The organism is Microcoleus sp. FACHB-1515, assembly GCF_014696105.1.
Classification (GTDB): Bacteria; Cyanobacteriota; Cyanobacteriia; order Elainellales; family Elainellaceae; genus JAAUTJ01.
In genome coordinates this window covers 224,723-243,992 of sequence record NZ_JACJPO010000020.1, presented here as the reverse complement: position 1 = coordinate 243,992, position 19,270 = coordinate 224,723, and the positions used below count along the sequence as shown (strand labels likewise).

Here is a 19,270-nt window from a genome sequence, read left to right as displayed (position 1 = left end):
GATCATACACATCCAGACCGCTCGACTCCTAAAGGATGCGAGAGAGCAGCTTATAGATAATTTGGAATACGGCCATGATTGCGATCGCCACAAGTCCTGCCATCGCTGCAATGACAACGACCCCCGCTGCATTCGCGCTGACCACATCCCGCAAAGCCGGAACAAACCAAACCACCGCCAAGGTAATCGCACTAATGATTAGAAAATCTTTGCCTTCGATCGTGCGGCGGTTTTGCAGAAAGACCAACGCTCCAAGGAGGACAAGCCAAAAGCCAGAGCCGATCAGCGTCGTTCCCAATACGCTCAACGCGGCAATGCCCAACAGTCCGCCTTCAAATCCGGTGAACGCCGCATTGCCTAGCAACTCCAGCGTCGAAAATTGAGGTGGCGATGCAACTGGCGGAGAAATGGGTGGTTGAGGCGGCGTTCCGGGTGGGGAAATCGGGGGCGGCGAAACGACAGGCGGGGAAACGGGAACCTGAGTGGGTGGAGCAGTCGGCGGTGGCGTGGGAGTTGTAAGGGCAGCTAGCACGTCGTTGGCTGAGGCAAATCGATCGCCCGGATTGGGTTGCAGCATTCGGTTGAGGACGGCTTCGAGGCGATCGCTCACCTGCGCGTACTGACGCCAACTCCAACGGTTGTTGTAGGAATCAAAAAGATCTTCCGGCTCCTTTCCAGTCAGCAGCGCGATACAAGTAACGGCCAGCGCGTACAGGTCAGATGAAGGATAAACTTCGTTGCCGCGCATTTGCTCTGGAGCAGCGTACCACTGCGTATAGATGCCTGTTGATTTCCCTGGTGAGCCAACGCCCTGTGCCACTTTTTGCTTGACTGCGCCAAAATCGAGCAGATACAGCCGTCCGTTGCGATGACGCATAATGTTGGACGGCTTGATGTCGCGATGAATCGAGCCGTTGTCGTGAACATACTGCAAAACTTTCAGCGTTTCAGTCAGCACTTCTTGCACTTCGGCTTCGCTGAATTTACCTTTGGCTGCGAGTTCTTCTTCGAGGTTTTTGCCATCGATGAATTCTTGCACCAGGTAAAAGTAGCGTGTTGGCTTGCCGCCGCCCATGCTGGGCACATCCAGTTCAAAAAACGAAAACAAATCAGGAATTTGCGGATGCTTGTTGCCAAGCTGCTCTAGCACTTCGCCTTCACGCTCGAATAAACTTTGAGCAACCTGAAGCTGCTGCGGGCTGAGATCGGCTGCGGGCTGAAACTGCTTAACGACGCAATAGCGCATCGAGGGCGTGTAGCGATCGCGCCCCAAAAACGCCGCTCCGAATCCGCCTTTGCCAAGCAGCTTTTGCGGAATGTAGTGGCCGACCAAAATCAGCGGCATTCCGCAGGTCGTACAGAATTTTTGCTGCACTCGCTGACGAGTCTCTTTGTCATCGAGGTCAGCGAATTGGTTGACGGGACGGGGACAGCCCGGACGAGTGCAGTAAACTTCCATGAATGTAAAGGGCTAGCTCTACCTTTGTTATAAGTGCTAACTTCCGGCTGAGTGTGAAGAAGTCGGCTCTAGCGGACGCGAATCTAGCACTTCATGCACGATCGCCGTTCGATCGGCAGCGGGAATATGCGTGGCAAACTGCGGCAAAATTTCTTGCGTAAACGCTTCTGCGGCCTTCGATCGATAGCGATTTGGATTGATGATCACCGACAGCATTCGCGTCACGACGACATCTTCAACCCCTGCGCGATGCAATACGCCCATCTGTAGCTCTTTTTCGATCGCGCTGATCGAGACAAACGCCGCGCCCAGTCCGGCCTGCACTGCGTTTTTAATCGCCTCGATCGAATTCAGTTCCATTTCGATTTTGAGGCGGCGCGTTTCGATGCCGCAGCGCGTCAACACCTGATCGATGACTTTGCGAATCGTCGATTGCGAGTCGAGGGCGATGAAGTTGAGCTTGTAGAGGTCATCTTTTTGAATCGCGGAACTGCGAGCGAGCGGATGATCGACTGGGAGAATCAGTGCGAGTTCATCTTCCGCATAGGGAATAATTTCGAGAGATTCTTGTAGTTCTGGAGGCACTTCCCCCCCGATGATTGCCAGATCGATTTGTCCATTGGCGACGCTCCAAGCGGTTCGGCGCGTTGAATGCACATGAAGCTGAACGGCCACATCGCTGTAGCGCTGGCGAAACAAGCCGATCATGCGGGGCAGCAAATATGTTCCGGTCGTTTGGCTCGCGCCGACAATCAGCGTGCCGCCTTGCAGATTTTGCAGATCTTCGATCGCCCGACAGGTTTCTTGACACAGCGTCAAGATGCGATCGCCATAGCTCAAGAGCAGATGACCTGCCTCAGTGAGTTGGGCGCGTCTGCCGCCGCGATCGAACAGGGGCACATCAAGTTGGCGTTCGAGGTTTTGCACCTGCAAGCTGACGGCAGGCTGCGAGACGTATAGACTATCGGCGGCGCGTTTGAAGCTGCCTTCAGCGGCGATCGCCTTGAGAATGCGGAGTTGATCCAGCGTGAAAGGAAGGTCAGACATAGATAATTTTCAGCCTGAGAGGAACAATCCTGTGGCGAAAATATGCCTCCAGGTGTGTGTAGCACTGCGGCGCTGAAGCGAGCGACCGCCTCAGGTCATGTAAACGCAAACTAACCATATCCCATCAGTAAACCTTATTGGCGCAAACTGCAATAAAGTTGTTCCACCTGTCCAACTGCTTCGTTGCGCCGCAAAAATTTCAAACGAAAAGTCAATCAATCTATCTTTAAAGCGGCTTATGAAGCGGGAGGTTGTCCAAGACTTTCTGAATTTACCAGGAATTGCAGGCGTTGCTCTCATGGACGGTCGATCGCGTCCATTTTTTTGCGGTCTTGACCAAATCTTGAGCCTGCCACAGCGCGAAATGCTAGCTCAAGGCATTCATCAGGTGATGATCACCACGCCTGCCAATTTTGAGCGATTTGAATTTCAGTTTGTCCGCTATCAGGTGCATCTCTACAAGCTGGCTCACGGCTTGGTGCTGCTGATTCTAGCAAGCGTTGAGTTTGACGCAGTTCATCACGCGCAGATTGAACGACTCAAACTCGAACTTCAAGATTTTGCCAGCGCGATCGCAACCTTTCGTCTGCTGTCGGGAACGATTACCTTATCTGAGCAGCGCTACCCAAAGCGATTGACTGAAGCTGCGATCGACCCCGCCGATCTCGTCAACGCGCTCAATCAAATGAGTCAGCTTGCTAGCCGCTATCTTGGCGCAACCGTCAGCAGCAACTACTGGAAGGCTACGCGCCCCACTGAACAAGAACTGGCTGCCTTCGAGGTCGATCGCACGGCCTGCATTCAATTCACAGGTGCATCTACCCGAATTAATGCCAAGACTCAGCAGCAGATTCAAGTTTGGGCAGCAACATTTGTCGATCGCGGCACCAAAATCATCCGCGACTTTCCGATTTTGATTCAGCACAATCTTGATCCGCAGTCGTATCACCTACTTTTTTCCCCTGAAACTCAAAAGGATTCTTTGTAATGGCGAAAATCGTCCGGCTAGAGCCAATTGCGATCGAAACCTCCGTCGAAACCAACGGCAACCTCCTCTCCGTTCTGCTCAACAAAGACCTCGACGTTCTCAAAGAATGCGGCGGACGCGGCATGTGCGCCACCTGCCACGTCTTCGTACAGCAAGGCATGGACGCGCTCACCCCAATCAACCGCCGCGAACAGCGCACCCTAGAAGTAATCACGTCTTGCAACACCAACTCGCGCCTCGCCTGCCAAGCCCGCGTTTTGGGCAACGGCGTTGTTGTCGAACTGCCACCAGGGATGTACGTCAATTCCCTCCAAGACATCGAAGCCCTAATCGGTCGCCGCGCCGAACAGAATCTACTCCATCCAGTGACAGGTCAGGTGCTTGTAGAGGCAGGGAAGCTGATTACGCGATCGACCCTCAACCAAATCAAAGACACCACGAGCTTTCGCTTAAACGAATATTTTTCGCAGACACGAAATTTTTAAGGCGATCGGATGGAGACAGAGGGCAGAGGGCAAAAGGCAGAGGGCAGGAGGATCGGGAACGAGGGACGCGGCGGGTAAGCAGATGCGTAGCGCCACATTGAAGCCCACAGACAATCCCTTGCGTAGGGTGCAGGGAAAGGCACTCTCCCTGCTGGGGTTGGAGGTGTGGAGGAGGGGCAACGCCCCTAGCCTCCACTGGCTCGGAAATCAAAAGTAGTCCTGACAAGAGAAAGCCTATTGGCGATCGCGATTCCACCTTCCCATCCGGGAATTCTACTTCCAAGAGTTCCTGAAAAAGGAGGAAAAACGATGTTGAGCCAACTCCAACACCTCAGCCAAGAAATCGACGGACGCTACGCCACCGACACCGAACTACAATTCCTCACCGAAATCGCCCAAACCTTTCACCTCCGCGCCCAAACCTACCAAAAACTGCAAGCAGCCGAAGCCACCATCATTCAGCAGCTTCAAACCAAAATGCAAGCGCTCGACCCGACGCTATTCCGCAGCGGCAGCGAAGACATCACCGCCAAATGGAAGCGTGACACGATCCGCGTTTTGCGCTACTCCGCGATCGCCATGCTCCTCAACGACCCCGACACCCTGCGCGATCGTCTGCTCTTCTGGATGCAAACCGTAATGAAAGCCTTTGGCGCTCAGCGTTCCTGCAACGTCACCTACGAACTCATGCAGGACATCGTCAAACAGCACCTCACCCCACCCCAAGCCAAACTCTTCTGCCCAATTCTCGAACTCAACCGCCGATCGCTCGGCATCAGCTAGCGTTAGTTTCCCTTTGCGATCGGGCACTTTTTGAACAAGCTTGATAATTCCCTTCTAGAAACTTCGATGACAACGGCAACCGCACATCCCAAACTGCGAAATCCCAAAAAGCACAATCATTACGGCTTTCGTGAATTCTTTCAGTTCGACCCCGACAAAGGCACGATCGTCGATTGGAACGACAGCCAAAACATTCTCACCACTGAAGACTTCATCATCGGACTGGTCGAAGGACTGCAAGACGAAGTCGGCGATGCTGCCGCCGCCACGATGTATACGATCGGCTGCGAGTGGGGACAAAAAGACGCCTTTTTCTTCGAGTCCTGGTTTGAAAAAGAATTCGATCGATCGATTCGCCAAACCAACCTGATGTTCCTTTTAGAAACCTGGTGGTGGCCGCTTGCTGCCCAAGGCTGGGGACGCTGGGAAGTTGACATGGGCGATCGCAAACAAGGCTTCATGTTCATCAACCTGTTCGATTCTGCCGTTGCTCGCACCCTGGGTGATGTCGGCAAACCCGTCTGCTACCTCTACGCCGGATTGTTCTCCGGCTTCTTCACCGAACTGGTTCGCAAACAGCTTAGCTGCATTGAGCTTCAGTGCTACTCGATGGGCGAAACCTACTGCAAATTTTTGTTGGGCGGACGCGATCGCATCGACGCCGCTACCTTCTGGCAAACCGAAGGCGCAACCGCCCGCGATATCGAAAAGCGCCTCCGATCTGGAGAACTGCAATGACCTTCACCTTGCTACGCAGCAGTGCCGAACTCGTTGACCCTTCTCTCTTGCAAGCTTCGGTCAAATCCGTCTTTTCCAGCTTCAACTGGAGCGATCGCCCCGCCGCCTTGCAGTTCGATCGACCGAATGAACCGTTCAATTTGACCATGAGCGTACAGCAGTTTTTCAGCGGCTTTGCCTGGAAAGCTGGAGCGATCGCCCCACTCGCTGAGCCAGAACTGCCGCCGAGCGATCGCAACTTCACGCTCGATGATTTCTCGGCTTTGTTCTAATTCCCCACCCCCGGATTCCCATATGCACCCACAACTCACCCAGCTATTTGACGAAGCTGAAAATCGATATCTTAAGCCCGATGAGATTGGCAGCATTCACCAGTACATCACCTCGCTGCCCGAACGACTTGACGCCTACCGCAGTTTGCGCGACCAAGAGCTAGACCTGATGCAGCGTGTCGCCGATCAGCTACAGCGCGACTTCCCCAGCACTTCGATCGACACGCTAGCTCGCAGCCTCAAACATGCCCTCCTCCTGCTGCGAGCTAGCGCAATGGCAATGCTGCTCGACGACGAAATTTATCTACAGCGACGTCTGCTGCACTGGCTGACACCAACGATGCAGGTCTATCAAACGCAGGCGATCGACACGTCCCTCTATCGCAGCCTCAACCAGCAGCTTCAGCAAACCTTGACCCCCCAGCAAATGCAGCGCCTCAAGCCAATGCTCGTGCTGGCACAAACGACGCTACTGCACACCGGAACAGCCGCCACAAACGGCTCTCGCTAGCTCTTTCACCTTCACCGCCATGATCTCTGTCGCCAACCTCTTCACCAACGATCGCATTCCTAGCAGCTACTTTGCGCCCGACGCCTACTTGCGCGGCGATCTCGAGATGGGACTGCTCGAAAATCGTCAGGGCGATCGCCTCATCGCCCTTCCCGCCACGCTGCTTCAAGCGATTTATAGCGGACTCGATAAGGAAACCGGACAAGCATCGCGGCTGGTACTGATGAACTGTGGTCGCTGGTGGGGCAAAAATTTCTACCGTCGCTTTCACGAAGAACTGTCAAACTATCACGGACGATCGATCGCTGATTTGCCGATGGTCAAATTCCTCCAGTCGCTTCAGCAGTGCTGGCAAACGCACGGCTGGGGATCGATCGAACTCGACTTCAGCTATCAGCCACGCGGATTTCTCAGCGCCAAAATTCAAAATTCGGCCTTCGCGCAGCTTGCTTCTAACAGTACGCGGCCTGTTTGCTTCCTCGAAGCGGGTATTCTTGCCGCCTTTTTCAGCCAGCTTACCGGACAAGATTTGCACTGCATCCAAACGACCTGTGAATCTCTTGGAGCCGATCGCAATCACTTCGTCCTCGGCTTAGCGCAGCGGCTAGAGCCTGCTGAACCGCTGATCACGAAGTTCGATCACGACGCAATCATGCAGCAGTTGTGCGTTTAATTCAAGACCAGTGAAATTGCTGAGCCGCACCTCGAATCGATCGCAATACCGCATTCTTGGCCTGGTTGGTCAGGGACAATATGGGCGCGTCTATTGTGCAGTCCATTGCACGACAGGTCGGCTGGTTGCCCTCAAGCTGCTTGAGCCGCAATTTCCGACTCGTCAATTTTTGCGCGAACTGCGGTTTTTGCTGAGCGTTGATCATCCCAACATCGTTGCTTGTCGAGCGATCGAACACATGCCGCAAGGTCGATCGCTCGTGATGGACTATTGTGAAGGCGGCACACTGCGATCGCTCCTCAGCAAAACGCGAATTCCACCCTTACAAGCCGTTCAGCTTGTGTGCAATATTCTTGCTGGACTCGATCATGCCCACGCTCGCGGCATCGTGCATTGCGACATCAAGCCAGAAAATGTTTTGCTCTCGATCGCGCCTACCGGGTGGAATGCCCGCCTCAGCGACTTTGGGATTGCTCGTCTCAGTCAAGAATGCAATCATCCGGGCAGCGGGCAGACCGGATCGCCTGCTTACATGGCTCCTGAGCGCTTTTACGGTCAGTATTCAGTGCGATCGGATCTCTACTCGGTCGGCGTAATTTTGTTTGAACTGCTCACGGGCGATCGCCCTTTTTCCGGTACACCGCTCGAACTGATGTCCGCCCATCTGAATGATTCGATCGATTTGTCCGAGGTGATTCCCGATTGCTTGCAATCCATTGTGAAAACTGCGCTGCAAAAACTTCCGGCGCGACGCTTTGACTCAGCAGCACAGATGCAGACGGCACTGCTGAAGGCAGCTTCACAGCTACAAAATTCGCCATTGCTGCTGCCACGATCGATCGCCCCCGCCTCAGCGCAACTGCTCTCAGAGCGGATTGACTACCTCGCTGCCAGTGCATCGCATCGCTATTGGGTGACAAGTTCGCCGCGTGGAATTCGCCTGCACCGAGACAAAACTGAGACGATCGTGCCGGAACCTGTTCGATCGCTGCTGCTGCGTCCGCAAGGCTGCTTTGTGCTGACAAAAACAGCATTACATTTGCAGCCGATCGACTCCACCAAACTGCAATTGATCCGTTCGATCGCGCCTGAAACTCAAGTGGCGATCGCGCCGAATGGCCGTTGGTTTGTTGCGGTTTCACCCGAAGCAATCAAAATTCAAACGGTGGCAGGAGGGCGATCGATCGTTTGTCCTGTGTTGGAATCACCTGCTGAAGTAGTGATGCTCAGTTCGCGGCATTTTGCGATCGTCCGCCATGCAGATGAGAGCAACACGCAGATTGAAGTTTGGACGCGCCAAGGTCGGCGGATGGTCTGCTTTGAAATTGCTGCTGCGCTCAGTCAAATCACGCCTAGCCAGACGCAAGGTCAATTTTTGGCGATCGATCGCCAGCAGCCTAACCAGCTTTTGCAGATCGACGTGAAGCCGTTTCGTCTTCAGCGAATTGACCTGCCGATCGCCCCTTGCTCGATCGCCGCAGGTGCTTGGGGCTACGCCTGCGCCAGTGCCCAGGGTGAAATCGTCTTGCTCGATTTGGAAGGACAACCCTGCGAACAAATTGACGGAATTGGCGCTCCAACTGTGATCGCCGCGATCGATTCTCAGCTTGAAATTGCCACCTGGTCAACAGAAATTGGACATTTGTATCGCTTTGATTTCAGCACGTTAATCTCAGCACGACTGTAAGGCGAATGCATCTCGATCGTGACATCGGCTGAGACCAGCGGCCTGTCAGCAAGGCCTGAATCAAACTTGCTAAACGCGATCGAGCCATTCGGCTTCATCTGGGTCTTTGAACAGGGGCGTACTAAGATAGCGCTCGCCAAAGCTCGGTTGAATCATCACAATTAGCTTGCCTGCATTCTCTGGCCGCTTCGCCACCTTGATGGCAGCAAATAAAGCGGCTCCCGCTGAAATGCCCGACAGCAACCCTTCTTCTTTCGCCAGCCTGCGACCATAGGCGATCGCCTGCTCGTCCGTCACCGTAATCACTTCATCGATCAGGTCAGGCCGATAAACATCAGGAATAAATCCGGGACCGATGCCCTGAATCTTGTGCGACCCCGCTTGACCACCAGACAGAACAGGGCTGCTGATTGGCTCAACGGCGATCGCCTGAAAGCTGGGTTTACGCGCCTTGATCACTTCTGCGACTCCAGTAATCGTGCCGCCCGTGCCGACCCCGGCAATGAGAATATCAACCTTGCCCTCTGTGGCCTGCCAGATTTCTTCAGCCGTTGTTTCGCGGTGAGTCTGAGGATTGGCCGGATTGCGAAACTGTTGCAGCATATGGGCGTTGGGCGTGACGCTGACAATTTCTTGGGCACGGACGATCGCGCCCCGCATTCCTTTGACTCCCGGCGTTAGCTCCAGCTTTGCGCCATACGCTCTGAGCATTCTGCGTCGCTCAACGCTCATGGTGTCGGGCATCGTCAGAATCAGCCGATAGCCACGAGCCGCCGCCACCATTGCCAGCGCAATACCCGTGTTGCCGGACGTGGGTTCAACTAATGTGGTTACGCCAGGAAGAATCAAACCCGATCGCTCTGCTGCCTCAACCATGCTCAAAGCAATGCGGTCTTTCACCGAAGCTGCCGGATTCATGCTTTCGAGCTTGAGCACGATTTGCGCTATTGCTGCTTCGGCTTGGGGAATGCGGTTAAGCTGCACCAGCGGCGTGCGGCCAATCAGTTCGGTAACGTCTCTGGCAATTTGCATAGCGTCTTGTTACTTGGGAAATACTGCAAAAATCGATTGAGCAGCGCTCTGATGTATCAGCAGCTTAGGTTGGAGGCGAGTCCAGCGCAAGTACTGCTGCCAATATACTACGGTTCATCAATCGAATTACTGATATTAGTTCGACGACAATGAATTGTTCGATCGCGAGGTTGAAGAGCAGTCTGTGAGCGAGCAGAAAATGCGGTGCGATCGCCTCGCGCCACCAAGATTTCTACCAAGCGAATCGTATGTCAGCCAAAGCTGCGACATTCACCAAACGGGCGTAAAACTTTATATCGATCGCCTTAACTGAATGAAGACGGTTTGAACGGCGATCGCTCAAATCTCGAACGGATCGACATTGTAGGTGTTCCATTTGCCCTGAAAGCGTTCGGCCACACCCGGACGAACGACAAACCTCGGAGGCGTTCCGGGCTTTACGTCGATCCGCAGAAACGAATAGGGACGGCGGCGAAACGAGCCTTGGCCGTTGCGACCGACAAACAGCTTCGATCGCGCTACCATCCGACCTTCTTCCATCAGGTCTGCGCCTTCTTCGCGCTGGCGACGCAGACTGTAGCCGCTGCCGCCACACACGATCCAGTTCATGTTGGAATCGGCGTGTCCGGTGTCTCCGGTGCGGAGATATTCCAGACAGTGCGCGTGACCGTTCAACACTAAATCGACCAAGGGACGATCGCCCGCCAGTTTTTCAACTTCGATCGACACGGCATTGAGGACGCGCCTGAGCCGATGCCGGATCGCCAGCGTTTGCGCCTGATACCACTTGGTCGCCTCAGTGACGTAGGGCGGATGGTGAAAGAAAATGACGCGACCGCGCACATCCGGATTTTGCCAGGAGGCGATCAGGCGGTCTTTGAGCCAGTCAAGCTGCTCGGTGTCAACGGTGACCTCGCGATCGCTCTTCATCTGCTTTTCAATGTCGTTGATCATTTCATCAAGCTGCTGAATTTTCGCTTGAATGTCATCGAGGCGATCGGCTTCTTCGGTCACATTCGGATCGAACTTGGTCGATTCGGCCATCAGCGCTTGCTTTTCGCCTTCGAGTTCCGCAATTCGCGCCCGCAGCCGATTCACGTCGTCATCGGATTCGAGCGGGTCAGGATCGTTGAACGTGTTGGAGTCGATCGCAAAAAAATCGACGCCGCCGCAGCGAAAGGTGTAGTAGCGATTGGGCAGGCGCGTGAAGCTTCCCGGTTCATAGCGCAAACAGCGGCCTGTTTCGGTTTGGGCGGTGTAGTGGCGATCGAGATGGCGCTCTAGCTCTCCGGGCAGCAGGAAGCGATCGAGCGAGTCGATGAAGGCGCGAGTGTAGGCTTTGCCCTGCTCAGAACCGTGCCAGCCAATGTCAAAATCAAGGCGCGATCGCAAGAGATAGCGAAGCGGCTGCGCGGCCTGCGCCAGAAAACCGTAGGCCAGCGGCAGATCGTAGTAGTCGTGATTGCCCGGAATCGGAAGAAACGGCTGATTAAACACCATTTGGTCAAAGGCGATCCGCTTGGGATTGTCGCCACCGACCAAAAATTCGCGGTAGGGTTCGATGAAGTTGCTGGGGTAGTATTCGCTCGACCCGACTAGATAGATCACGTCTCCGGTGTGCAGCACAAACCGCGCTGCATCGCGATGTGCCAGCATCAACTCGGCAATTCGCCGCTGGGGATTGTGGCCTCGGTGTCCGCCCGATCCGCTGTCGCCCACGACGAGAAACGAGAATTCAGGATCGTCGGTGCCGTTATCTAGCACGAGTCGCGTTTGGTCGATGCCGCGATCGCGCACAACCGGATCTTGCCAGCGGACGCGCTGACGCATTTTGCGAATTTTAAGAGCGATCGGCGGATCGGTAACAAATTGCATTGCTAAAGGCTTTTCGATCGCGAATGAACGTTCCTTTCAACTATAAATCTGCCTGCTGCCGCCAGCGATACAGCTTAAGTTACAGGCGGCTCCTTCTTTAGACAGAAATGCCGATTACAAGTCGATCGGTTTGTAGCGTCGATTACATTGAGGGAATTTCTGCTAACAGAGCTTCACCGGAAAGAATCAAGCTGTCATCCACGATCGACAACTCTTTGACATGCAGAATCATTCCTTCCAATGCCAGATAAGGCGACTTGAGCAAATCTTGAGCTTTCTGCATCAGCGCGATCGTAAAGGGAATGGTGACGCCCTGTCCGGGCTGACAGTCAAACGATTCGAGTAGTGGCGGCTGATTTCCTTGACGCGGACAGCAAACTGCGGTGAAACTCGTTGGCCGCGTGCCATCCGGATAGTGCGCCAGCATCGTGCCGCTAAACCGCATTTTTCCAGGCGTGCTCAGGTCGATCGCCAGTGGCGGCTGCATCTCGATCGGAATTGTCACGCCCTCAACCAGGAGATCGATCGCAGTCATTTTGCTTTGCACAAACTCGGAGTTCATGGCGCGATTGAGATCTGCACTGGTCAACACCATTCGCGCCTGAGCGTTCAGCGGTTCTTTCAACTTAACGTGACCGAACAGGGCGCTGAGCGGATTGATCGCCAATCGATCGGTTTTCAGTTCCATTTGCTGAACGCGCACATCCGGTTGCAGCACCACGCCCTTGCCGTCGATCGCCACCGAATCGGCTTCGCCCTGCGCGGCTTTCAGCAAGTCGGTGTGAACTTCGACATTGAGATCTTCAGCAGTTTCGATCTGGGTGGAAAGGCCAAGTTCGATCGCCTGGGAAATCACCTGTTCGTCTGGCCGCAAGTCTGACATTGCTTTTGTTCGCGCTCTTCACTTGCCACTGTAATCAATGCCACAACTGCAAGTCTCTATACTGCGGCAGAAGTTGGCGATCGATCTAAAGACCGTGTCTTCCAGATTCGCTTTGCCGCTGAACTGATTTCAGCTTGCGGCTATGCTAGGAAGCACCGATCGAGGCGCCCTTTCAAGGCAGTCCACTATGCCCAATCCTCTGAGACGACTTCAGCAATTTCCCTGGCTTGCCCTCAGCCAAGCCGCCGCCGTTGCAACTGTGGTTGACACGCTGCTGGCGATCGGCCTTGGCGTTCCCGTCATTCGGCAGGTGGCGATTGTGCTGCTTCAGCCCACGCTGGCCGCATTCACGCTGATCGGATTTGCCTTTGTGATGGGCGCGATCGCCGTCTATTTGATAGAACATTTGCATCGCCAAATCTTCCTAAATGTGGGTGTGCTTTGGGCGCTGGTGCTGTGTGTCATGCTTACCCTATTGCTCAAGTCTCTTTTTCTGCCGACTTTGCTTTCGGGTGAACTTGCCCTCGTCGGCATTGTGTTGGGTGTGTTCTGGAAGGGTCGGCGCTACTGGCGGTAGAAATACTCAAAGCACATCAGCGCAATTTGGTAAAGAAGATTTCAATAAATGTTTGCAATTTATAGAAACAATCGTTACATTACGGGTAACGCGCTGGTTCTGTGATATGCATCCTCTGCACAAGCTTTTTGGTTTTCTACCGATTCCTGCTCCGCTGAAAGCTCGATCGCGAGTTCACGACCTCAAATCCCGGCTCGACTGGGGCGAACCTGCGCTGACGATCATCGATGTCCGCGATCGCGCCGAGTTCAACAGCGGTCACATTCCAGGCGCGGTGGCGATGCCCGCTGCCGAACTGCTCTATCGCGCGTTGACCAGCATTGGCCGCGATCGCGACCTGTATGTGTATGGCGAAACCGACGATGAAACGGCAGAAGCAGCGCAACTGCTGCGTAAAGCTGGCTATCAGCGTGTTTCAGAGCTGCGCGGCGGCCTGTCGGCTTGGAAGGCGGTTGGCTATCCGATCGAATCGCTGCGCGTTGCCGCCTAGGGCGTATGTTAACAGCGCCAAAGGGGACCGATCCCCCTGTCCCCTTAACAAGGGGGACTTTGAGGGGTGGTTCGGCTCCCTCCTTTTCAAGGCGGGTTGGGGAGGATCGAGCAGTCTGAAAACGCAGCCTAGTGTCAAAGAACCGCACACGACAAACTTCAGTAGACCAAGTTAGGCGAAGCATCAAACCCGATCGCGCTTCTGTCACCAATCTGCCATCAGCATGAGGCGGCTGGGTTCAAGCTGCACGTACCAGGGAAATGGCTGGTCTTTGATTGCGTGCCATTTTTCTTTGAAAATTTCTGCTTGAAGATGATAGTCTTGGGCGTCTGCGGGTGGAGCGTTAAGTTTGAGCAACAGCGTCATGCGGTGCGGCGTTTCGCTGGTGGCGGCGAGCCAGCAAGGGTAGGTGTTGGGACTGCTGGGAGCGATCGCCAGCTTGACTTGGTGAGCGCGAATACCTACATCCGTAAACGAATCGGGAATCGCTTCAATCACCTGAAGCGTAATGCCCCAGTCGATCGCCTGAATTGAATTGGCCGACTGCATCACGGCATGGGAAAAGTTTTTGCATCCGGTCAGTTGCGCGACGCGGACGGTTTGCGGATGCTCGAAAATTCGGTGTTTGCAGTCGTGGGCGATCGGCACTCCGCCGGACATCACCAGCAGCCTGTCACAAATTCGGTAGGCTTCTTCTAAATTGTGCGTCACAAACAGCGTAATGCCGCGATAGGTCGATAGCGTTTGCAAAAGCTGCCGCTCCATCTGACTGCGTAAGTAGGTGTCAAGTGCGGAAAACGGCTCGTCGAGCAGCAACACTTCTGGCTCGGTTGCCAAGGCTCGTGCCAACGCGACGCGCTGCTGCTGGCCGCCCGATAGTTGATGCGGATAGCGATCGCCCAAGTTCTGCATCTGCACGGCTGCGAGTTGCTGATTGACGCATTGCGATCGCAGCGATCGAGACAAATGCTGCAAGCCAAAGGCGATATTTTGACTCACCGTCAGGTGCGGAAACAGCGCGTAGTTCTGAAACACCAAGCTGACGTTGCGCTGATGGCTAGGCAGGTTGATGTGGCGATCGCGATCGAACAGCGTTTTGCCGTTCAGCACAATTCTCCCCTGCGTCGGCGTTTCAATTCCCGCGATGCAGCGGAGCGTCATGCTTTTGCCGGAACCGGAAGCGCCCAAAATGCCCAACCCGGACTGAGCGGTAAACGCCGTGTCGAGCCGGAAAGAAGGAAGCTGCTTTTCGATCTCGACAAGCAGGCCGCGAGTTGAATCGAGGATCTGCGGTTGTGACTGATGGCGCAACAGGGCAGGTGTGCGGCGTCTGCCGTTGCGATCGAGCGGTTCATCCGCTTCGATCTGGCCTGAGTGCGGGTGGCGATGTTCAAGCTGCTGCCAGCGATTGACGGTAATCAAACCAGACAGGGAAAGCGTCAAAATGGCGATCGACCACAGCCACGCGAGGGAGCGATCGCCCGCTTCAACTGCAAAGTAGATCGCCATTGGCATCGTCTGCGTTTGGCCGGGAATGTTGCCTGCCAGCATCAGCGTCGCGCCAAATTCGCCCAGTGCCCGCGCAAACGCCAGCGTCACTCCGGCCACCAGTCCCGGTGTTGCCAGCGGCAAAAGAATCTGGCGAAAAATCCGAAATTCAGATGCGCCCAATGTCCGGGCAACTTGCAGCAAGCTACTGTCGATCTGCTCGAATGCGCCCAAAGCGGTTTTGTACATCAGCGGAAACGACACGACGATCGCCGTGACGACAGCCGCATACCAGGTGAAGACGATCGAGAAATCAAACGCCTGCATCAGTTGACCGAGCCAGCCGTTTTTGCCAAACAGCAGCAGCAGCAAAAATCCCACAACCGTTGGCGGCAAAATCAGCGGCGCAATCAACACGCCCTCAATCAGCGGTTTCCAGCGACCGCGATAGCCCAGCATTCCGTAAGCTGCCGCTGTACCGAGGAAAAATGTGGCGATCGTTGCCACTCCAGCCGTTCTGAGCGAAATCCACAGCGGCGACCAGTCCACCTGCATCATCGCCTCCTCACTGAGTAATGCCAAAGCCAGCTTGTCGAAATCCTGCTTGAGCGGCTGGACTGCTGAGAAAATCCGCGTAGGTGCGAGCAGCCTGCGGATGACGGCTCGATCGAATCACGGCAATCGGATAGACGATCGGCGAATGCAAATTGCGGGGAGCCGTTGCGACCGGACGGACGCGATCGGAGATTCGAGCATCTGTGGCGTAAACAATGCCCGCATCCGCATCGCCGCTCTCGACCGTTCCCAAGACGCTGCGAACCGAGTTGCCGTAGACAAATTTCGATCGCAACGATTCGAGAATGCCCAAATTCTCCAGCAGTTCTTGGGCATAGCGTCCTGCCGGGACGCTGCGCGGCTCTCCGATCGCAATTCTTTTGATGCTGGCCTCGGTCATCTGCTGAAAGGTGCTTAGCTCTAGCGTGGAGCGACTGGGAACAATCAGCACCAGTTCATTGGTTAAGAGATTGCGCCGAGTTTCCGGCAAAATCAAGTTGCGAGTTTGCAGCGCATCCATCTGGGCGGCGGCGGCTGAAATAAACACATCAACGGGTGCTCCCTGCTCGATCTGCTGCTGAAGCGGACTGGATGCCGCGAAATTGTAGTTGATGGTAATTCCGGAATTGCCGCGCTCAAAGCTGGGATCAAGTTCTTCTAAGACATTTTGTAGGCTGGCTGCCGCCGCGACCAGCAGCGTGGTCGATTCTGCCTGGGTCGATGGAAGCAGAAACCTCAAGGCCGCAGACAGCAGTAAGGCCGCAAGCAAGCCCAGCACAACCAAAAGACCACGCCTGTTCATATCGTCAGATGCAGTTGCGAGTCAGCAGAAGCGATTATACGTGAGGAATCATGCGTCAAGTATGACACTTCGATCGCAGCATGACTGCTTGCATCATCGTCGCTAACTTTAGAATGGGCGATACTGGATTCGAACCAGTGACCCCTTCCGTGTGAAGGAAGTGCGCTACCGCTGTGCTAATCGCCCGCAGTTACTAACCATAGCACGGAAGCAACTGCTTTTACCAGATTGTTGAACGCCACCGATCGCCATTGCGATTTAGGGCTTCAGTCCCATTACCGATCGATAGTGCGATTCAGCAGCCATTGCCTGCGGAGACGATCGATTGCTGTGCCAATTGCTGTGGCGAAACAGTTCTTGCTGGAGGTGAGCCAGATCGATCGTGGTGAGTTGACCCTCAGCGATGACTTGCCGACCTGCGACCCAAGCGCTGTGAACCACTTGGGTTGGACGACCCCAGACCAGCAGGCCGATCGGGTCAGTGCGCGGCAGCAGCGAAAGATTCGTCAGGTCATACAGCACCAGATCCGCCTGCTTGCCGATCGTGAGACTGCCGAACTGGTCGGCCATGCCCAGCCCGATCGCGCCGCCCAGTGCCGCCATTTCGATCGCTTCTCGCGGCGTGATCCACTCGCGATAATCCAAATCCGTGACGTTGTGCAGCATCGAGCCGATCTTGATTGCTTCGAGGACATCTTGCGAATCATTGCTGGCCGCGCCGTCACAGCCAAACGTGACATTGACGCCTGCCCGACGATATTTGAGAATTGGCGCGATGCCGCTGCCCAGACGCAGATTGCTCAGCGGATTGTGAACGACGGTCGATCGCGTCGCCGCCAAAATTTCAATATCTGCATCGTCCAGCCAAACGCAGTGCGCCAGTGAGGTGCGCTCATTGAGAAAATCAAGTCGCTTCAGGTGTTCAACCGCGCTGTAGCCATATTTTTCTTCGGCAATCAGCTTTTGTGCTTTGGTTTCCAGCAGATGCGTGTGGCGGCAAAGATCATAGCGATCGCTCAGCTCGACGCAGCCTTTCAGCAGCGCATCTGAGGCGAGGTGAATCCCGGTCGGGGCGGGCATCATGCAAATGCCTTCATCGGGACGGTGGAACTGTTCGATCGCCTCGGTCAGCCACGCCAGCACTTCCTCAGTGGTGCGCGGAAACGCTTCATGTTCGCGCTCGGCTCCGCCTTCTGGAATTCCCGTCGAGATCGATTGGTCTTGAATCAGCGGCGCAACATAAGCGCGAATGCCAATTTCGCGATACGCTCGGACGGCAGCGGCGATCGTCTCAATTTCCCGATGCGGAATCAGGACGAGATGATCAACGACGCAGGTTCCGCCCGTCAGCAAAGTTTCCGCTGCCGTATGCAGAGCGCTCAGATAAATATGCTGCGGATCGAGCGGCGAAAAATCGTACAGTTCAGCTAGCCAAAGCTCCAGCGGTCGAGGCGGAATGCTGCCGCGCTGCCACATTTCTGAGGAGTGCGTGTGCGCGTTGACAAATCCGGGCAGCAGCAGCTTGTTTGTGCCGTCGATCGCGGTTCCCTGCACCTCCAGACCTGACCCGATCGCTGCAATCCGTCCATCAACAATTTGCACATCGATCGATTCGTAGCCCTCATTTTGATTGAAACAGCCGGGAACGATCGCGCCTCGAATTGTGTAGTTCACTTTACTTTCCTTAACCCTAGCCTTCACATCTGTACACAAGCGCTTCTAGCGTATCATTTCAAGCTAGGCTGAACTGTCGTTTTTATACTGAACCCGTGCTGGAATACATTACTTTACCCACTGATATTTTGCCTCCGGTCGCTCCTTATTCGCACGCGGTTCGCGCCGGAGATTTGCTGTTTGTGACCGGGCAACTGGCCGAAGATCCGGCGACAGGTGAAGTCGTCCGAGGAGCGATCGAAGACCAAACTCGCCGCGTCATGGAAAATCTCAAGCTCGTTCTAGACCACTGCGGCACGAGTTTCGATCGCGTCACAATGTCGCGAATTTTTGTGACCGATTTCCGCTTTTTTCCGATCGTCAACGAAATTTATGCCTCGTATTTCGCCAGCGATCGCCTGCCCTGCCGCACCACGATCGGCGTCACTGCACTGGCCGGATTGGGCGATGTCGAGATTGATTTAATCGTTTACTGCGGCAGTTAAAAATCTACAAAGCGATCGATCACTTCAGCGATTGAAGCTGCTGAGCAAACCAAGCTGCTGCACTGGTATTTGTTTCTTCAGCAAGCCGATCGATCGCTTGCTCTAACAGCGCGATCGGCAATCCTGACAATGCTTGAGAAGTCGTACAAATCTCATACTTTCCTAACTGTAACTCAAAAGCAAAAATGCGTCTGCCGCGCACATCGATCGCCCAATATTCCGGAATTTCTAGCGCTTCATACAAATGTTTCTTCTCATCTAAATCTGTCGCCAAAGTTGTATCACCAATTTCACCTACCAAATTTGGAACTCGCCAGCGTGACAAGTCAATGCGGCGCGGTTCACCTTCCCGCCAGCGCGGATAATCCTCACCGATATAAAGAACAAGATCCGGCGCACAAGCTTGGGTTTCCGGTTTCTCTAACAGGCAGCGACCAAACGAGTTGTACATCTGCTCTGGATGCTGCACTGCCCAAAATCCAAACAGCATTGTCAACAAATCGCTGACCTGAGAATGATTAATTCCTTCTCCGCCCATATCAAGCCACATCCTGCCGCGATCGAAAAATAGTCGCATCCGTTCCTCGATCGGCGCATCCCGCAGCACAACATACTCTGCCCAAGTTGCAGCAATCCACTGGTGCAGCGGCGGAATTGTGATTGAAGGTTGAGGGGCGATCGACATTTGGAGTAGCTGTGCTTGCGCTGATTATATCGAGCCTGCTTGTGGAGTTCGATCGCTCCAGTCACAAAAGATTAAGTTTTT

The 19,270-nt window shown here is 54.5% G+C and carries 21 protein-coding genes and 1 tRNA gene; 12 read left to right on the top strand and 10 right to left on the bottom strand.

Annotated elements, in window-relative coordinates:
- Window positions 1–28: 28 nt before the first annotated feature.
- Entirely contained in the window at window positions 29–1,459 is a 1,431-nt protein-coding gene (locus H6F67_RS06810) for a serine/threonine-protein kinase (protein ID WP_190764607.1), read from the bottom strand.
- A gap of 36 nt (window positions 1,460–1,495) precedes the next feature.
- Window positions 1,496–2,506, bottom strand: coding sequence for a LysR family transcriptional regulator (locus tag H6F67_RS06805; protein WP_190764605.1), 1,011 nt, complete (start codon window positions 2,504–2,506; stop codon window positions 1,496–1,498).
- 238 nt (window positions 2,507–2,744) lie between these two features.
- On the opposite strand from H6F67_RS06805, the gene H6F67_RS06800 reads away from it, so the two are divergent.
- From H6F67_RS06800 to H6F67_RS06765, 8 genes are all read left to right on the top strand, one after another.
- Window positions 2,745–3,494 (top strand): hypothetical protein, encoded by a 750-nt coding sequence (locus tag H6F67_RS06800; RefSeq protein WP_190764603.1) that lies wholly within the window; start codon window positions 2,745–2,747, stop codon window positions 3,492–3,494.
- Window positions 3,494–3,979 (top strand): 2Fe-2S iron-sulfur cluster-binding protein, encoded by a 486-nt coding sequence (locus tag H6F67_RS06795; protein WP_190764601.1) that lies wholly within the window; start codon window positions 3,494–3,496, stop codon window positions 3,977–3,979. Before H6F67_RS06800 ends, H6F67_RS06795 begins: the two co-directional genes overlap by 1 nt.
- Before the next feature lie 309 nt (window positions 3,980–4,288).
- Window positions 4,289–4,762, top strand: coding sequence for a phycobilisome protein (locus H6F67_RS06790; RefSeq protein WP_190764599.1), 474 nt, complete (start codon window positions 4,289–4,291; stop codon window positions 4,760–4,762).
- Window positions 4,763–4,828: 66 nt separating this feature from the next.
- Entirely contained in the window at window positions 4,829–5,500 is a 672-nt protein-coding gene (locus tag H6F67_RS06785; protein WP_190764597.1) for a V4R domain-containing protein, read from the top strand.
- Window positions 5,497–5,772 (top strand): hypothetical protein, encoded by a 276-nt coding sequence (locus H6F67_RS06780; RefSeq protein ID WP_190764595.1) that lies wholly within the window; start codon window positions 5,497–5,499, stop codon window positions 5,770–5,772. The genes H6F67_RS06785 and H6F67_RS06780 overlap by 4 nt, the downstream gene beginning before the upstream one ends.
- Window positions 5,773–5,794: 22 nt before the next feature.
- Window positions 5,795–6,283, top strand: a complete 489-nt coding sequence (locus H6F67_RS06775) for a hypothetical protein (RefSeq protein ID WP_190764593.1) — start codon at window positions 5,795–5,797, stop codon at window positions 6,281–6,283.
- Between the two features lie 19 nt (window positions 6,284–6,302).
- Window positions 6,303–6,956 carry a V4R domain-containing protein gene (locus tag H6F67_RS06770; protein ID WP_190764591.1) on the top strand — a complete coding sequence of 218 codons (654 nt, stop codon included), beginning with the start codon at window positions 6,303–6,305 and terminating at the stop codon, window positions 6,954–6,956.
- A gap of 10 nt (window positions 6,957–6,966) precedes the next feature.
- On the top strand, window positions 6,967–8,643 hold the full coding sequence (locus H6F67_RS06765; RefSeq protein WP_313926773.1) for a serine/threonine-protein kinase: 1,677 nt from the start codon (window positions 6,967–6,969) through the stop codon (window positions 8,641–8,643).
- A gap of 69 nt (window positions 8,644–8,712) precedes the next feature.
- Here the strand turns inward: H6F67_RS06765 and cysK are convergent, their stop codons facing one another.
- Window positions 8,713–9,675, bottom strand: a complete 963-nt coding sequence (cysK, locus tag H6F67_RS06760; RefSeq protein ID WP_190764589.1) for a cysteine synthase A — start codon at window positions 9,673–9,675, stop codon at window positions 8,713–8,715.
- A 184-nt stretch (window positions 9,676–9,859) separates the two neighbouring features.
- On the opposite strand from cysK, the gene H6F67_RS28060 reads away from it, so the two are divergent.
- On the top strand, window positions 9,860–9,988 hold the full coding sequence (locus tag H6F67_RS28060; RefSeq protein ID WP_277874562.1) for a hypothetical protein: 129 nt from the start codon (window positions 9,860–9,862) through the stop codon (window positions 9,986–9,988).
- Window positions 9,989–10,014: 26 nt separating this feature from the next.
- Here H6F67_RS28060 and H6F67_RS06755 read toward each other — a convergent pair whose 3' ends face one another.
- Complete coding sequence (locus H6F67_RS06755) at window positions 10,015–11,550, bottom strand: metallophosphoesterase (protein WP_190764587.1); 1,536 nt, start codon at window positions 11,548–11,550, stop codon at window positions 10,015–10,017.
- Window positions 11,551–11,692: 142 nt separating this feature from the next.
- On the bottom strand, window positions 11,693–12,433 hold the full coding sequence (locus tag H6F67_RS06750) for a DUF2993 domain-containing protein (RefSeq protein ID WP_190764586.1): 741 nt from the start codon (window positions 12,431–12,433) through the stop codon (window positions 11,693–11,695).
- 187 nt (window positions 12,434–12,620) lie between these two features.
- Here H6F67_RS06750 and H6F67_RS06745 point away from each other — a divergent pair, with 187 nt between their 5' ends.
- The gene (locus H6F67_RS06745; RefSeq protein ID WP_190764584.1) at window positions 12,621–13,010 is read left to right on the top strand and encodes a peptide chain release factor 1; all 390 of its coding nucleotides are present in this window, start codon (window positions 12,621–12,623) and stop codon (window positions 13,008–13,010) included.
- Between the two features lie 106 nt (window positions 13,011–13,116).
- Window positions 13,117–13,500 carry a rhodanese-like domain-containing protein gene (locus H6F67_RS06740; RefSeq protein ID WP_190764582.1) on the top strand — a complete coding sequence of 128 codons (384 nt, stop codon included), beginning with the start codon at window positions 13,117–13,119 and terminating at the stop codon, window positions 13,498–13,500.
- A gap of 204 nt (window positions 13,501–13,704) precedes the next feature.
- Here the strand turns inward: H6F67_RS06740 and modB are convergent, their stop codons facing one another.
- The 4 genes from modB to H6F67_RS06720 all read right to left on the bottom strand — a co-directional run bounded on the left by modB (window position 13,705) and on the right by H6F67_RS06720 (window position 18,019).
- Window positions 13,705–15,570 (bottom strand): molybdate ABC transporter permease subunit, encoded by a 1,866-nt coding sequence (modB, locus tag H6F67_RS06735; RefSeq protein ID WP_396797683.1) that lies wholly within the window; start codon window positions 15,568–15,570, stop codon window positions 13,705–13,707.
- Complete coding sequence (modA, locus tag H6F67_RS06730; RefSeq protein ID WP_190764580.1) at window positions 15,554–16,345, bottom strand: molybdate ABC transporter substrate-binding protein; 792 nt, start codon at window positions 16,343–16,345, stop codon at window positions 15,554–15,556. Before modA ends, modB begins: the two co-directional genes overlap by 17 nt.
- A 114-nt stretch (window positions 16,346–16,459) precedes the next feature.
- Window positions 16,460–16,531, bottom strand: a tRNA-Val gene (locus H6F67_RS06725).
- A gap of 72 nt (window positions 16,532–16,603) precedes the next feature.
- Window positions 16,604–18,019 (bottom strand): amidohydrolase, encoded by a 1,416-nt coding sequence (locus H6F67_RS06720; protein WP_190764578.1) that lies wholly within the window; start codon window positions 18,017–18,019, stop codon window positions 16,604–16,606.
- 95 nt (window positions 18,020–18,114) lie between these two features.
- Between H6F67_RS06720 and H6F67_RS06715 the strand changes: the two genes are divergently transcribed.
- Window positions 18,115–18,504, top strand: a complete 390-nt coding sequence (locus tag H6F67_RS06715; RefSeq protein ID WP_190764576.1) for a RidA family protein — start codon at window positions 18,115–18,117, stop codon at window positions 18,502–18,504.
- A gap of 19 nt (window positions 18,505–18,523) precedes the next feature.
- Here the strand turns inward: H6F67_RS06715 and H6F67_RS06710 are convergent, their stop codons facing one another.
- A complete protein-coding gene (locus tag H6F67_RS06710) occupies window positions 18,524–19,189 on the bottom strand; it encodes a Uma2 family endonuclease (protein WP_190764574.1) in 666 nt (221 codons plus the stop codon).
- Window positions 19,190–19,270 lie beyond the last annotated feature (81 nt).